This is a genomic window from Polaromonas sp. (genome assembly GCF_013817205.1).
Classification (GTDB): domain Bacteria; phylum Pseudomonadota; class Gammaproteobacteria; order Burkholderiales; family Burkholderiaceae_C; genus Polaromonas.
In genome coordinates, this window is record NZ_JACDDD010000005.1 from 39813 (window position 1) to 54357 (window position 14545).

At 62.4% G+C, this 14545-nt stretch carries 11 protein-coding genes; 2 read left to right on the top strand and 9 right to left on the bottom strand.

The window, feature by feature from the left end; genetic code table 11:
* Nucleotides 1–30: 30 nt before the first annotated feature.
* The 9 genes from H0W47_RS02160 to glyQ all read right to left on the bottom strand — a co-directional run bounded on the left by H0W47_RS02160 (nucleotide 31) and on the right by glyQ (nucleotide 11691).
* Complete coding sequence (locus H0W47_RS02160; protein WP_296919988.1) at nucleotides 31–4302, bottom strand: PAS domain S-box protein; 4272 nt, start codon at nucleotides 4300–4302, stop codon at nucleotides 31–33.
* A gap of 192 nt (nucleotides 4303–4494) precedes the next feature.
* Nucleotides 4495–4935, bottom strand: a complete 441-nt coding sequence (locus H0W47_RS02165) for a response regulator (protein ID WP_296919992.1) — start codon at nucleotides 4933–4935, stop codon at nucleotides 4495–4497.
* Nucleotides 4936–5078: 143 nt separating this feature from the next.
* A complete protein-coding gene (locus H0W47_RS02170; protein ID WP_296919997.1) occupies nucleotides 5079–6044 on the bottom strand; it encodes a M48 family metallopeptidase in 966 nt (321 codons plus the stop codon).
* A gap of 187 nt (nucleotides 6045–6231) precedes the next feature.
* Nucleotides 6232–6966 carry a 1-acyl-sn-glycerol-3-phosphate acyltransferase gene (locus H0W47_RS02175; protein ID WP_296920001.1) on the bottom strand — a complete coding sequence of 245 codons (735 nt, stop codon included), beginning with the start codon at nucleotides 6964–6966 and terminating at the stop codon, nucleotides 6232–6234.
* 86 nt (nucleotides 6967–7052) lie between these two features.
* Entirely contained in the window at nucleotides 7053–7667 is a 615-nt protein-coding gene (gene gmhB, locus H0W47_RS02180) for a D-glycero-beta-D-manno-heptose 1,7-bisphosphate 7-phosphatase (protein ID WP_367265080.1), read from the bottom strand.
* On the bottom strand, nucleotides 7607–8356 hold the full coding sequence (locus tag H0W47_RS02185; protein WP_296920007.1) for an FkbM family methyltransferase: 750 nt from the start codon (nucleotides 8354–8356) through the stop codon (nucleotides 7607–7609). Before H0W47_RS02185 ends, gmhB begins: the two co-directional genes overlap by 61 nt.
* A gap of 10 nt (nucleotides 8357–8366) precedes the next feature.
* A complete protein-coding gene (gene glyS / locus H0W47_RS02190) occupies nucleotides 8367–10478 on the bottom strand; it encodes a glycine--tRNA ligase subunit beta (RefSeq protein WP_296920012.1) in 2112 nt (703 codons plus the stop codon).
* On the bottom strand, nucleotides 10475–10786 hold the full coding sequence (locus H0W47_RS02195) for an antibiotic biosynthesis monooxygenase (RefSeq protein WP_296920015.1): 312 nt from the start codon (nucleotides 10784–10786) through the stop codon (nucleotides 10475–10477). Before H0W47_RS02195 ends, glyS begins: the two co-directional genes overlap by 4 nt.
* Nucleotides 10786–11691: a glycine--tRNA ligase subunit alpha gene (gene glyQ, locus H0W47_RS02200; RefSeq protein WP_296920017.1), complete on the bottom strand. Its 906-nt coding sequence runs from the start codon at nucleotides 11689–11691 to the stop codon at nucleotides 10786–10788. The genes H0W47_RS02195 and glyQ overlap by 1 nt, the downstream gene beginning before the upstream one ends.
* Before the next feature lie 129 nt (nucleotides 11692–11820).
* On the opposite strand from glyQ, the gene H0W47_RS02205 reads away from it, so the two are divergent.
* Both H0W47_RS02205 and H0W47_RS02210 read left to right on the top strand, forming a co-directional pair.
* Nucleotides 11821–12696: a bile acid:sodium symporter family protein gene (locus H0W47_RS02205; RefSeq protein WP_296920019.1), complete on the top strand. Its 876-nt coding sequence runs from the start codon at nucleotides 11821–11823 to the stop codon at nucleotides 12694–12696.
* Complete coding sequence (locus H0W47_RS02210; RefSeq protein ID WP_296920022.1) at nucleotides 12677–14509, top strand: amidohydrolase family protein; 1833 nt, start codon at nucleotides 12677–12679, stop codon at nucleotides 14507–14509. The genes H0W47_RS02205 and H0W47_RS02210 overlap by 20 nt, the downstream gene beginning before the upstream one ends.
* Nucleotides 14510–14545: the final 36 nt, after the last annotated feature.

The window sequence follows — 14545 nt, forward strand, 5'->3', positions numbered from 1 at the left end:
TGGGCAACCGGGGCGGCGCACTGCAACGCCTCAGGTCGATGGCACGCCCGGCAGGGTGAAAAAGAAGGTCGCACCTTTGTCCGGCTCGGACTCGGCCCACACCTTGCCGTTGTGGCGGCCAATCGCGCGGCTCACTGTCGCCAAGCCCACGCCAGTTCCCGGGAACTCGCTGACTGCATGCAGGCGCTGGAAGGTGTTGAACAGTTTGTCGGCGTAGGCCATGTCAAAGCCGGCACCGTTGTCCTGCACAAAAAACGCCGTCGCGCCGCCTTCGACCTTGGTCTGCCCCACATGGATGAAGGCGCGCGGTCGCTGCGACGTGAACTTCCAGGCATTGCCAATCAGGTTTTCCATCACAACGCGCACCAGCCGCCCGTCGCCCTGCACCTGCAGCCCGTTTTCAATATCGATGTCTGCCATACGCGAGGGGTCACGACCTTGGCATTCCTCGACAATCTCGTGTGCAATCGCACTGAGGTCCACGGCTTCGTTGCGCATTTGCATCCGAGAGACCTGCGCCAGCGACAGCAGGTCCTCGATCAGGCGCCCCATTTGCGCCACGCCCGCCTGGATGCGAGACAGGTAATGCTGAATCTTGTCGCTGGACTGGTCCGGGGCGAGCTGTTTGGCCAGCAAGCGGCTGAAGCCGTCCACCGTGTTCAGCGGCGAGCGCAGGTCATGCGATACCGAATAGGAAAAGGCCTCCAGTTCCTGGTTGGACAGCCGCAGAGCCGCCTCGATGGCCTTGATCTCGGTGACGTCCGCGTCAATGCCCACCCAGAACAGCACCTGCCCGGCTTCATCAAGCACCGGCGACGCGCGGTAGGACATGACATGGTAGGTGCCGTCGCTGGCGAGCATGCGGCGCATGCCGGTATAAGGCGATTGTGTGTCGCGCGCATGCTGCCAGTTGGCCAGCATGTCGGGCAGGTCGTCCGGGTGCACGGCACCCAGCCATTTGTGCCCCATCCAGTCGGCCGGCGTGCCGCCCATCAGCTCGTACCACTTGCGGTTGGCATAGGTGACACGGCCCCCGGGTTCGGCGTTCCAGATGACCTGCGGCGCCTGTTCAGCCAGGGTGCGAAACAGGGCTTCCTGGCGCTCCAGCGCGGCCGTGCGTTCAACGACCTTTTCCTCCAGCCCAAGGTTGAGCTGGTGCACCTGCTCAAACAGCCTGGCGTTGTCAATGGCGATGGATGCGAGCTGCGCTAGCTCGACCGCCACATACTGGTCCTGCAAGCTGAACTCACCCTCGTATTTTTCGGTCAGTTGCAGCAGCCCGACATTCTCGCCATGGCGCCCTGTCAGGGGCACGGCCAGCCAGCCACGCATGGGCGGCGGGCCTATGCGGTCGGCCGGGACAGGCTGCCAGCCCGGCTGCGCTTCCAGCTCGGCCTGCGTCAGCCGCTTCGGACTGTTGGTCCGGCAAACCGCCTGCGAGATGCCGCAGCCATGCGTCTGCCGCACAAAGTCCCGGCAGTTGGCGTAATGGTTGGAGAAAGACATGGCATTGATCGCTGCCACGGACCCGTCGCTGGCGGTCAGGCTGACCACCGCCTGGTGCGCCCCCACAACAGCGCGCGTCTGGTCCACCGTTTCCTGCAGGGTGGCTTCCAGTGTGCGGTGGCTGGTGATGGCCTGGGCCGCGTCGGCGGCGCGCTGCAGGGTGAACAGGTAGGCCTGCAGCTCGTTTTCCGCCTTGGCTTGGGCGGAAACATTGACTGCCACCACAAAACGCGCAGACTTGTCCAGATACGTGATGCCGCGCGACAGGGTCTCCACCGGAAACTGCCGCCCCTGGCTGTCCACATGCTGCCAGCGGTACATCTTGCCGGATGTGCTTTTCTCGACGTGCTGCTGCAGCTGGATACGCTCCACCGGTGCGAGGATGTCGGACACCGTCAGCCCAAGAAACTGGTCACGGGTGTAGCCATAGTTATCGAGGGCAATCTGATTGACCGCCAGAAAACCCAGCGTTCCGATATCGACAATCCACATCGGCACGGGCGCGGAATCAAACAACGCCGCATAACGCTGCTCGCTCTCAATCAGGTCCTGCTCGGCGCGTTTGCGCGTTGTGATATCACGCTCCACAGACACGATGTGAGTGAATAAGCCCTTGTCGTCAGCGATCGGGACCATGTCCAGCTCAAGCCATAACGGTTCGCCCGACTTGGAGTAGTTGATCAGCTCCGCGCGCACCGGCTGCCACTGCCGCAGTGCGGCGCCGATACGATCGAGTTCAGGGCGTTGTGTCAGCGGCCCCTGTAAAAAGCGCGGGGACTTTCCAAGCACCTCTTCACGGCTGTAGCCAGTTCTGCGCTCGAAAGCGTCATTGACAAACACGATACGCGGACCGGGCTCGTCCTGCGGCTCGGCTTCGGTGATAAGAACGATGTCGTTCAAGCGCGAGACTGCCGCCTCCAGCAGCTTGAGCTGCGCCTGGGCGGCCTGCTGCTCGGTGACGTCCTGAAGAGCCCCCACCAGCCTGACGGTTTTCCCGTCCTTCTGGATGGCCTTCCCCTGCAGCCGCACCTGAATGCGTCGGCCTTTGGAAGTCACAAATGGCAAGATCACGTCCCAGGACTGGCCTTTCTCGATGCCTGCCATGATGGCGGCCCGCACGACAGGCTGGGCCTCCGGGGCGTAAAAACCGATCGCCTGCTCCAGTGGAGTGGATCGCCCCCTGAAGTCGCCCTCGTGAATCTGGTAAACCTCGTCCGAGCAGATCAGCACCATGCGGTCCAGCAACAGCTCCCATCCACCGATCTTGGCCATTTCTCCGGTGCGGTTGAGTAGCTCGGTATTGCGCGCGACCGTCTGTTCAGCCCGCTTGCGATCGGTTATTTCCTGAATCACACCCGAGCGCCGCGCCCTGCCACCCGCATCGGCTGTGTCGTGCACCCTGCCAAAAAAGTGCATCCACCGCACTTCGCCCTTTGCGGTAATCACTCGCATCTCCGTGTCTATCGGCAGGCCACCCTGAAGAGCCTTCGCGCGCGCCGCCTTGAAGGCCTCCCTGTCGTCAGGGTGAATCAGCTGCAGCAGGCCCGGGATGGTTCCATCAAAGCCCTCACGGTCAACGCCCAGCACCTCATAGATTTCATCGGACCACCAGCTCTGCGAGGGGTTGGGGTCCAGTTGCCAATAACCAATGCGCCCCAAGCGCTGGGCGTCTTGCAGTTTTTGCTGGACCGACTCGCTGCGCGACAGCTCCGCTTTGAGCGCATCGCGCTGCCTTAGCAGCGAATCGGCCATCAGGTTAAAAGCCGCCCCCATCTGAGCGAACTCGCCACCGCCTTCCAGAAACGCCGCGGGAATCCGCTGTTCAAGATCGCCGTGGCCGATCTTGCGCGTCGCATCGAGAATTTCGCGGGTGGGCTCGACAATGGCGCGACGGCCCATCATCCAGGCCAGCCAGCCGCCGAGAAAGGCCACCAGCCCCAGCACAATCAGCTCCAGCTGGAGCTGGTGGCGCGCCGGGCCCACAACCAGATCGCGGTCGACGCTCACTGCCACAAAAAAAGGGGCATCGGGCCCTATGCTCACAGGAAGAAAAGAATAGAGCCGGGGATTCCCCTTGCTGTCCTGACCGTCTGCCGAGCCGGCGCGCATGTTTGTAATCGCGTCCTGAAGCAGGGGGTTGCCTACAGGTTGCCCCACCACGGCAATGGGGTCCGGGCTGGTGGCCAACACAATGCCCGCGCGATCCGTAATGACAAAACCGCTGCCGTTGGGCAATGCCACACTGGTCATGGACCTTGAAAACTCTGCAAGGTCAATACTTGCAAAGGCAACCGCCGTGCCCACGCCGCTTCCTTCAATCGGCAGGCCAAAGGTGATGACCTCCTTGCGTGACGCGCGCCCCACCATGTACCCACTGACGGAAAGGTTTCGGCTGGCCAGTGCGCCTTTGAAGTACTCCCGGTCCCCGGCAAAAATGCTGCTCGGGCTTCCCACCCCATCACAAATGAAATACCCGTCCGGGCCAATAATTCCCAGGTTGGTGTACATCGGCAATTGCCCATTCAGCGCGGTGAGATAACGCCGGCAATCGTCGCGGTTTTCAGAGATCAGGCCCGGGGCATTGGCAACCGCCATGAGGACCTGGCGGGCTGACTCGCCAACACGTTGATGGTTGGCAGCAACCAGCGCAGCGGCGAAGCGCAGGTTTTCAGTAGCGCGGTTAACGGCTGCGTCTGCATTGACCCAGGCTTTCAGCAAAAACAGGCCCAGCAGCGGAACGATGGCCAGCATCACAACCATGACGAGTCTCGTGCGCAAACCAATCCTGAGCCTCATGCTGCCTTCCACTGTTGACCTGACTCCAATGTAAGTCACTCTCCGCAAAGGGGGAAGCACAAACTGGCCCTGGCCGACGCCAGTCGCCGCGCGGGTCAGTGCAGGTTGAATTCAAATAGGGTCATGCGTCGGCCACGCAATGCCAAGACGTCGCGTGACTGCTTCACGCGTTGATGAGCTTTCGTGAGGCCGTCAGGCCGTTGCGATGGACTCGTTGACGCGCAGCCAGTATTGCTGCAGCCGGCTGAGTTTTTCAGTGAACTCGCCAAAGTCGACCGGCTTGCGGACAAATCCGTTGGCGCCGCTCTGGTAACAGGCAATGATGTCGGACTGCTCGCTTGAGGATGTGAGCATGACCACGGGCACGAGCGCAGTCAGCGGATTGGCGCGCACATTGCGCAAGACATCAAGCCCCGACAGCTTGGGCAGCTTCATGTCCAGCAGGATGAAGGCCGGCTGCTTCTGGGTATCGCGCCCCGCGTGCACGCCCTGACCAAACAGGTAGTCGAGTGCTTCGGCGCCGTCGCGCGCAGTCACGATGGGGGTATCTGCACCCTGCTCCTGGAGCGTCAGGACGGTCAACTCCAGATGGTCGGGATTGTCCTCAACTACAAGAATAGGGTTGTCGTTCATAAGAACCTTCGTTACCAGTGTGACAGCCGCTTGACTATCAGTTTTATCATCTTTGTCATATTACAGAAAAACACAAAGTTGTCCAGTCGTATTAGCCCTCATACGATGGCTGCAGCGTCTACATCGCATGTCTTTGATCCACATCACCATCGGGGCACCACCTCATCCTTCAACTGGCTGCGCAAATGGGCGTAGTCGGGCACCACGGTGCGCACAGTGTCCCAGAAGCGGGGGCTGTGGTCCATCACCCGCAAATGACTCAACTCGTGCACCACCACATAGTCAATCACCGACGGTTTGAAGTGGATCAACCGCCAGTTCAGCCGTATCGCACCATCGGCGCTGGCACTGCCCCAACGGGTGCCCGCGCTGCTCAGGCTGAGTTTGCGCCATTGCACACCCAAATGGGGGGCAAAGTGGTCCAGGCGTTCGGTAAAGATCTGTTTGGCCCGCCGCATCAGCCAGGCCTGCACCGAGTCGCGGATCTGTTCGGCGCTGGCGTCGTGCGCCAGTCCGATGCACAGGGTTTTCGGTGCCCCGGCCGGTCCAGGCTGGAGTTCGCCACCGACACCGCTGAACGCATGGCGCGGGTCGATCTGCACCGTCACCGTCTCGCCCAGGAAGGGAAGGGTGGTTCCGTCGCGCCACTCGATACGCGCCGCTTCGAGCCGGTCGTGGCGCGCCCGGGTTTCCCGCAGCTTGGCGACAATCCAGCTGGTTTTTTCCTGAACCGCCTTGTCGATCTCATACAGGGGCACCCACTTGGGCGCGCTGACCACCAGGCCCTCGGCGCCTACCGAAAAGCCGATGGTGCGGCGTTTGCCGCGCCGGAACTGGTACGCCACCACCGTGTCGCCCAGCAGCGCCTCGCGCGTAGCGGCCGGATGGCGGTAGGTGGCGGGCGCCAGCACCTGCTGCAGGGTCTGCGCCGGGCGACCATCGACCGGGCCGAGATCAGCTACTGTTTCAATAGCAGAATTCGCAGGAAGGACGGGGGCTGGCGGGCGATTTGGCTTGATTTTTCCGGCCTTGCGCCGCTTGTCAGGTCCCGGCGCCGGTATCTCCGTGCCAAACAGGTCAAGCGTGAACTGGAGAAGCCTTTGCATCATGGCAGTTTAGCGCCGCTCCAGCGGTGGAAGCGGAATCCTTCGACAAGCTCCGGGTGAACGAAGTCGAGTGGGCGCATGCGCGGGCATCTTTTGTCAAACAGGGGCCGCGGATCTGGCTCTGCCAGTCCGCAGGCGCAGCGGCCCCCTCGGGGGCAGGGAGCTACACGCAGTGAGCGACCGTGGGGGCCTAAAGATAGGCTTCGGGATCCAGTCGCCGCATCTCGGCCTCTATCCACGCCTCGACCTCGCGCATCAGCTCCTCGGGCTTGCGGCCCACGCTGCTGATCGGCTTGCCGATGGAAATGTCGACAATGCCCGGCTTCTTGATGAAGGCCTTGCGCGGCCAGCATTTGGCCGATGTCACGGCCACCGGGATCACCGGCGCGCCGGTTTCAATGGCCAGCCGCGTGCCGCCGGTTTTGTAGACGCCTTTTTGCCCGCGGTCTATGCGTGTGCCCTCGGGAAACATGATGACCCAGACGCCCTGCCCCATCAGCCGGCGACCCTGCTCCACCACCTTGTTGAAAGCCTGGGTACGCTGGCTGCGGTCTATGTGGATCATGTCCATGCGGGCCATGGCCCAGCCGAAGAAGGGCACATAGAGCAGCTCTTTCTTGAAAACGTAAGCCAGCGGGTGCGGCATCAGCGTCGGCATCGAAAAGGTTTCCCAGGTGCTCTGGTGCTTGAGCAGCAGGACCGCGCCGCTGGTGTTGCTGGTGGGAAGGTTTTCCATTCCCGACACCCGGTTATGGATGCCAAGAATCACTGTGCCGCCGCTGACCGCCAGGCGCAGCCAGCCCGCGCACATCCAGTAGATCTGGGTGCTGCTGCCGAACAGTGAAAACACCAGCACGGCCAGCGCCCAGGGAATTACCGTGACAATCATCCACAGCAGGTGCAGTACGGAGCGGATCAGTGGCATGTGAAGTCTCTTGTCTCGTTTTCTATTAACGTTTTGTGCCTCCAGCCCTTTAAATACAAGGGCTGATAGCTACTATTTTCATAGCATCAGGTGGATGCCCCACGGCTTAGCAGATGCTCCACAAAAGCTGTCAGGTCGGCATGCAGGCGCGTGCCGGGTGGCAGGCCTTCAGGCTGGCCGCCGCCCTGGTACTGCGCGGATTTTCCGGTCAGCACCAGGTGCGGCTCGCAGCCGGCGGCAGCGCCGGCCAGCAGGTCGCGCACCGAATCGCCGGCCGTCGGTACCCCTTTGAGCGGCACACCAAAACGCGCGCCTATCTGTTCAAACAGGCCCGGCAGCGGCTTGCGGCAGGTGCAGCTTTCCTCGGGGCTGTGCGGGCAATAGAACACGGCATCGACGCGCCCGCCAACCGCCGCCAGCATCTTGTGCATCTTGGCGTGCATGGCATTGAGCGAAGCCACATCAAACAGGCCGCGGCCCAGCCCCGACTGGTTGGAGGCAATCACCACATGCCAGCCTGCATGGTTCAGGCGCGCAATCGCCTCCAGCGATCCTGGCAGCGGCACCCACTCTTCCGGCGACTTGACAAAATCTTCGCTGTCGCTGTTGATGGTGCCGTCGCGGTCGAGGATGACGAGTTTCATGACGCAGCCCCTGTGGGTCGGAAGATGAAGTTGTTGTAGTAATCCTTGGCGCCCCAGAAACGCTCGCCTGCCTGTTTCTGGTGCAGCGCTTCATCAAACTGCGCTGCCTGCAACTCCCCGATACCGGGCATAGCCAGCGTCGCGCTGTAGCCCAGCGAGGTCACCAGCGTGATGAAGTCGCGCACGGTCTTGCCGGCCGGCAGGTGGCGCGCTTCACACTCGACCACCAGCAGCGGCCTGTCGCGCCGGATCAGTGCCAACGCGCCCTGCAGAACCGCCATCTCATGGCCTTCCACGTCGATCTTGATCACGCGCACTGGTGAATGCAATTTTTCTGCTGCATACGCATCCAGCGTGGTGACGCTGACCGTTTCCGTGTGGCAGGCCGTCTTGTCCGCAATGCTGGCTTCCAGCGAAGCACCGGGCGAATGGCTGTCCCCCGGCACAAACAGCTTTAGCTCCCCTTGCTGATTGGACAGGGCAAGATTTTCGATGGTGACGTTGCGCAGGCCGGAACGCCGGCAGGCGTGCGTCAGGTAACTCGCCAAACGGCTTTGCGGCTCGAACGCCACCACCGGCGAGGTGCCGGCCCAGCGCGCCATCGAATACAGGTAACTGCCCTTGTTGGCGCCCACGTCGAGCGCCACGCCGCCATGGCGCAAGGCCTCGCGGATCGCGCGCAACTCGAACACCTGATCCCGGTAACGTGTCTTCCACGCGCGCCAAGCCAGTTTGAAGTCCATCATGGCACGCAGCTCAGGCCGCGAGGCGCGACAGGTCGGCGACGCGGTTCATGGCCTGATGCACGGTGGCGAGCAGGCCGAGGCGGTTCAGCCGCAAATCGGTCTGTTCGGCATTGACCATCACGCCCTCGAAGAATGCGTCGACGGGCGCGCGCAACGCGGCCAGGGTTTGCAGCGAAGCCGCGTAGTCGCCCGCCTCGAACTGCGCACTGGCCTGCGGCGCCACCTGCTGCATCGCAGCGTGCAGGGCTTTTTCTGCGGGCTCCTGCAGCAGAACTTCGCTCACATGGGCATCGACACCTTCGGTTTTTTTCAGAATGTTGCTGATGCGTTTGTTGGCCGCGGCCAGCGCGGGCGCTTCGGGCAGGGCCACGAAAGCACGCACGGCGGCCAGGCGGCGTGGAATATCGGCCCAGACCGTCATGCCCGGCGCATGTACAGCGGCATCCACCTCGGCTGCAGAGTAGCCGCCCTCACGCAGGTAACCCTTGAGACGGTCCAGAATAAAAAGGCTCAGGTCTGTTTGGGCATCGCCCAACATGCCGTCTGGAAACGCCTTGAAGCCTGCACCGGTCAGCTGAAGGATCTCGAGAGGAAGATTCTTTTCCATGAGCATGCGCACCACGCCCAGCGCATGGCGGCGCAATGCAAACGGGTCCTTGTCGCCGGTGGGCAGGTTGCCGATGCCGAACATGCCGACCAGAGTTTCCAGCTTGTCAGCCAAGGCGACGATCACACCCACCTGATGACGCGGCAATTCATCGCCGGCAAAGCGAGGTTTGTAGTGGTCTTCGATAGCGTCGGCAATATCAGAGGACAAGCCGTCGTTGAGCGCGTAATAGCGGCCCATAATTCCCTGCAGTTCAGGGAACTCGCCGACCATGTCGGTCACTAGATCGGTTTTGGCCAGTTGCGCAGCCTGGTCGGCCTGTTGCGCCAGCGCGTCGCCGCCGAGTTGCTGGCCAATCGCTTTGGCAATCGCGCGCACCCGCTCCACCCGTTCGCCTTGCGAGCCCAGTCTGTTGTGATACACCACCTTGCCCAGCCCTGCCACGCGCGAAGCCAGTGTCTTCTTGCGGTCCTGGTCGAAGAAGAACTTGGCGTCGGCCAGGCGCGGCCGCACCACCCGCTCGTTGCCACCGATCACCGCGCTGGCATCGGCCGGGCTGATGTTGCTGACCACCAAAAACTTGTTGCTGAGCTTGCCCGACGCCTCTAGCAACGGAAAGTACTTCTGATTGGCCTTCATCGTGAGGATCAGGCACTCCTGCGGCACGTCGAGAAATTCCTTCTCGAATTCACACACCAGCACGTTGGGGCGCTCAACCAGCGCGGTCACTTCGTCGAGCAGCGCGTCGTCTTCAATCGCCTTGACGCCGCCGCCGACCTTGGCCGCCGCTGCTGCGAGCTGTCTGGCTATCTCGGCTTTGCGTTCAGCAAAGCTGGCGATCACCGCCCCGTCCTTTTTTAACGTGGCCGCATAACTGTCGGCGTCTTTCAACACCACGGGGTCCACAGAGGCCTCGAAGCGATGACCGTGTGTGCTGTTGCCGGCTTTCAGGCCCAGCGCCTCGATGGCCACCACTTCACTGCCGTGCAGCGCTACCAAGCCATGGGCGGGACGCACAAACTTCACGTCGCTCCAGCCATCGGCGAGCTGGTAGGTCATAACCTTGGGAATCGGCAATTTCGTGATGGCTTCCTGCAGCGCTTTCTGCAGGCCTTCGACCAATGTGGCGCCCTTGACATTGCTGTCATAAAACAGCGCCTCCGCTTTGCCGTCGGGCGCGCGCTTGAGACCAGCAACAGCCGACGCGTCGGCGCCGAGTGCCTGCAGCTTTTTCAGCAACGCTGGCGTAGCGCTGCCTGACGCGTCAAGTCCCACCGTCACGGGCATGAGTTTTTGCGAGACGGCCCTGTCAGCGCCTTGCGCACCGACGTCCGTCACGTGTGCGGCAAGACGGCGCGGCGAAGCAAAGGAAGTCAGCGTGGAATCAGCACCAGCCAGCCCTTGGGCCTTGAGCTGCTCGAACAACACGCCGGCAAATGCATCGCCCAACTTTTTGAGTGCCTTGGGCGGCAACTCTTCCACAAACAGTTCAACGAGAAGGTTCTTGCTAGTCATGGCTTGTTCTGATTCTTCGATTCAATGGCGCTGTAGTGCAGCACTGTTGGAAACGGATCGTAAAAATGGTGAAGCAGCTTGCGCCACGCTTGGTAAGGCTCCGATTGCCGAAAACCGACGGTGTGGTCTTCAAGCGTGGCCCAGCGCACCAGCAGCATGTAGTGATGATCGTTTTCCAGGCAACGCTGCAGTTCGTGCCCCTGATAACCGCCCATGGACGCAATGATGGACTGGGCTTGGGCAAAAGCGGCTTCAAAGGCATCGGCTTCGCCGGGCTTGACCTGCAACTGAGCGATTTCCAGAATCATCAAGCAGCCTTCTTCGTCATCTGGTCAACCCATTCGCGCGGCGCCATTGGAAAACCCAGGCGCTCGCGGCTTTCGTAATAACTTTGCGCCACGGCGCGGGCCAGGTTGCGAATGCGGCCAATGTAGGCGGCGCGTTCGGTCACGCTGATTGCGCCCCGCGCGTCCAGCAAGTTGAAGCTGTGTGCGGCCTTGAGCACTTGCTCGTAGGCTGGCAAAGCCAATTGCACTGCGATCAGGTGCTTGGCCTGCTTTTCATAGGCGGTGAAGGCCGTGAACAGGAAGTCGGCATCGCTGTGTTCGAAGTTATACGTCGACTGCTCCACCTCGTTTTGGTGAAATACGTCGCCATAAGTGATGCCGTCTGTCCATTTGAGGTCAAACATGCTGTCCACACCTTGCAGGTACATGGCCAGCCGCTCAAGGCCGTATGTGATTTCGCCGGTGATGGGTTTGCAGTCAATGCCGCCAACTTGTTGAAAATAGGTGAACTGGGTGACTTCCATGCCGTTAAGCCAAACCTCCCAGCCCAAACCCCAGGCGCCGAGGGTCGGGTTCTCCCAGTCGTCTTCCACAAAACGGATGTCGTTTTTTTTCAGGTCAAAGCCCAACGCCTCAAGCGAGCCCAGGTACAACTCCAGGATGTTGGCAGGCGCTGGCTTGAGCACCACCTGGTACTGGTAGTAGTGCTGGCCGCGATTGGGGTTGTCGCCGTAGCGCCCGTCTTTCGGCCGGCGGCTGGGCTGCACGTAGGCGGCTTTCCAGGGCTCAGGGCCCAGCGCTCTCAAAAACGTAGCAGTGTGCGACGTACCGGCGCCGACTTCCATGTCATAAGGCTGCAAGAGTGCACAGCCCTGGGCATCCCAGTAGGACTGCAACTTCAAGATGATTTGCTGAAAGGTCAACATAGGTAGGGTGTGCCGCAGCAGCGTGGCTGCAGGTAAGCGCAAGTAAAGGACCGCACGGGCCTGAACCCGCGAAAACCCTTGATTTTACGGAGCTTTTTCCGGTTTACCCTCAGGCACGAGGAAAGCTTCATGACAACCCAACAACTGATCCTCACCCTGGTGCTGGCGACCATGGTTTTTTCGGTCGCGCTTGAGCTGCGCATCGAGGACTTCAAACGCGTGGCGCAGACGCCGCGTGCGGTGATCTGCGGGCTGATCCCGCAGTTCATCCTGCTGCCGGTAGCCACCTGGGCCGCCACCCTGCTGCTGGACTTGCCGCCCAACGTCGAGGCCGCGATGATCCTGGTCGCCGCCTGCCCGGGCGGCAGCCTGAGTAACGTGATCACCCACCTGGGACGCGGCAACACCGCACTGTCGGTCAGCGTATCGGCGGTCGCCAGCGTGATCGCGCTGGTGGCCACGCCGTTCAACTTCAGCTGGATGATCGCCACCAACCCGGCCACGGCGGCCTGGATGCGCGAACTCAGCATCGATCCTTCGGGCATCTGGCTGAGCCTGCTGCTGTTGCTGGCTGTGCCCATGACGCTGGGCCTGCTGTTTTCGCACAAGCTGCCAATGCTGACGGCGCGCATCCGCAAGCCGCTAGGAAACTTTGCCGTGGCCTGCCTGCTGCTGTTCATCGTGGCCGGCCTGATCAAGGAGCGCCAGTTGCTGACGCTGGGCCTGCTGCCGACGCTGCTGATCGTGGTGATACACAACGCCTGCGGGCTGTTCTTCGGCTGGCTCACCAGCGTCGTCATGCGGGTCAGCGAGAAAGACCGCCGCGCCGTGATGATCGAGGGCGGCATGCAGAATTCCGGGCTGGCGCTGGGCATCATCGGCGTGCAGTTTGGCAGCGACCTGGGTATGGTCACGGTGGCCAGCCTGTGGGGCATCTGGCACATCGTGAGCGGCCTGGTCATGGTTTACTGGTGGAGGAAACAGGATGCTCGATCTTCTGGTTAAGGGTGCCACCGTGGTGGATGGACGCGGAGGCGAGCCTTTTGTCGCCGACGTCGGCGTGCGGGACGGCCGCATCGTGGAAGTCGGTACCCTCAGCGAAGCCGCGCACGAAACGGTGGACGCCAGCGGCCTGTGGCTGACCCCCGGTTTTGTCGACATCCACACCCACTACGACGGCCAGGTGACCTGGGACGAAAACTTCGCACCTAGCATTTACCACGGCGTGACCACGCTGGTGATGGGCAACTGCGGCGTTGGTTTTGCGCCTGTTCGTCCCGGCCATCAGGACGACCTGATCAAGCTCATGGAGGGGGTGGAAGACATTCCCGGTGCGGCGCTGCACGAGGGCATACGCTGGGACTGGGAGAGTTTCCCGCAGTACATGGACGCGCTGGAGAAGACGCCGCGCAGCCTGGACTACCTGGTGCAGGTGCCACACGACCCGCTGCGCATGTATGTGATGGGTGAGCGCGCGGTGGCCAAACAAACCGCCGCGCCGCATGAGATCGCCGCCATGCGTGCGCTGCTGCACGAGGCACTGCTGGCCGGCGCCGCCGGTTTCAGCACTGGCCGCAGCGACAACCACCGCACCTCCGAAGGCAAGGACACGCCGGCCGCCGAGGCCACGGCGGCAGAACTGGTGGGACTGGCCGGCGCGTTTAAAGGCATCGCGCACGGCGTGTTGCAGGTGGTCAGCGACTTCGACCTGTTGCAAGATCTTGCTGCCCCCCGGCCCTTGCAGGACCGGCCCCCCGAGGGGGCGCTCCCCGCTAGGGGCGGCCCGTCGCCGGGGCCGCGCTTCGACGCCGAATTCGACCTGGTCGAACAGATGGCGCAAGCCAGCGGCAAGCCGCTGTCCATGACCTGGTTGCAGCGCGACCCGGGCGGCGAGCAGTATGAAGCGATACGCAGTCGCGTCGACAGCGCGGTGGCCTCTGGCCTGCCATTGTTTCTGCAGGCTGCCGTGCGCGGCATCGGCGTGATCAACGGGCTGGACGCGAGTTTTCATCCCTTCATGGGCTTCCCCGGTTACAAGGAAGTCGCGCACCTGCCGCTGGCCGAACGCGCCGCCGCACTGCGCGAGCCGGCCCGCAAGGCACGCATCCTGGGCGAGAAGTCGGAACGCCTGGCGGGCGACGGCACGGCCATCCCGCCACTGGTGGATATTTTGCTGGCGCGTATCGACATGATCAGCGGGCGCATGTTCCCGCTCGACGACCAGCTCAACTACGAGCCATCGGTCATGCAGAGTTTTCTGGTGCAGGCCAGGCAGCGCGGCGCCACACCGCTGGAAGCGCTGTACGACCACCTGGCCGGGGGCGACGGCAGCCACCTCATCTACTTCCCGATCTTCAACTACAACAGCGGCTCGCTGGACGCGGTGCGGCAGATGCTGGACCATCCGCGTGTGCTCTCCAGCCTCAGCGATGCCGGCGCCCACGTCGGCACGGTTTGCGACGCAAGTTTCACCACCTTCATGCTGACGCACTGGGTGTTGGGCCGCGAGCAGGGCAAGCTGCCGCTGGGGCGCGCGGTGGAGATGCTGACGCGGCGCAACGCGCGTTACCTGGGCCTGACAGACCGCGGCGAGATCGCACCCGGTCAACGCGCCGACCTGAACCTCATCGACCCGCAACGCCTGAGCGTGGGCACACCGGCGCTGGTGCGCGACCTGCCGGCCGGGGGCAAACGTTTTCTGCAGAAGGCCGAGGGTTATGTGGCGACCTGGGTCGCCGGCGTGGCCGTACAGCGCGAAGGCGAGATCACCGCAGGGCGTCCCGGGCGGCTGGTTCGGATGGGAAGAGTCGCGTCCTGATTTTTAGACAAATCGGCCTTCAGCCCTTATCCAACG

Coding starts and splice junctions, on each gene's coding strand:
- H0W47_RS02160 (WP_296919988.1), bottom strand. CDS start 4,302: ATGAGGCTCAGGATTGGTTTGCGCACGAGACTCGTCATGGTTGTGATG.
- H0W47_RS02165 (WP_296919992.1), bottom strand. CDS start 4,935: ATGAACGACAACCCTATTCTTGTAGTTGAGGACAATCCCGACCATCTG.
- H0W47_RS02170 (WP_296919997.1), bottom strand. CDS start 6,044: ATGATGCAAAGGCTTCTCCAGTTCACGCTTGACCTGTTTGGCACGGAG.
- H0W47_RS02175 (WP_296920001.1), bottom strand. CDS start 6,966: ATGCCACTGATCCGCTCCGTACTGCACCTGCTGTGGATGATTGTCACG.
- H0W47_RS02185 (WP_296920007.1), bottom strand. CDS start 8,356: ATGATGGACTTCAAACTGGCTTGGCGCGCGTGGAAGACACGTTACCGG.
- glyS (WP_296920012.1), bottom strand. CDS start 10,478: ATGACTAGCAAGAACCTTCTCGTTGAACTGTTTGTGGAAGAGTTGCCG.
- H0W47_RS02195 (WP_296920015.1), bottom strand. CDS start 10,786: ATGATTCTGGAAATCGCTCAGTTGCAGGTCAAGCCCGGCGAAGCCGAT.
- glyQ (WP_296920017.1), bottom strand. CDS start 11,691: ATGTTGACCTTTCAGCAAATCATCTTGAAGTTGCAGTCCTACTGGGAT.
- H0W47_RS02205 (WP_296920019.1), top strand. CDS start 11,821: ATGACAACCCAACAACTGATCCTCACCCTGGTGCTGGCGACCATGGTT.
- H0W47_RS02210 (WP_296920022.1), top strand. CDS start 12,677: ATGCTCGATCTTCTGGTTAAGGGTGCCACCGTGGTGGATGGACGCGGA.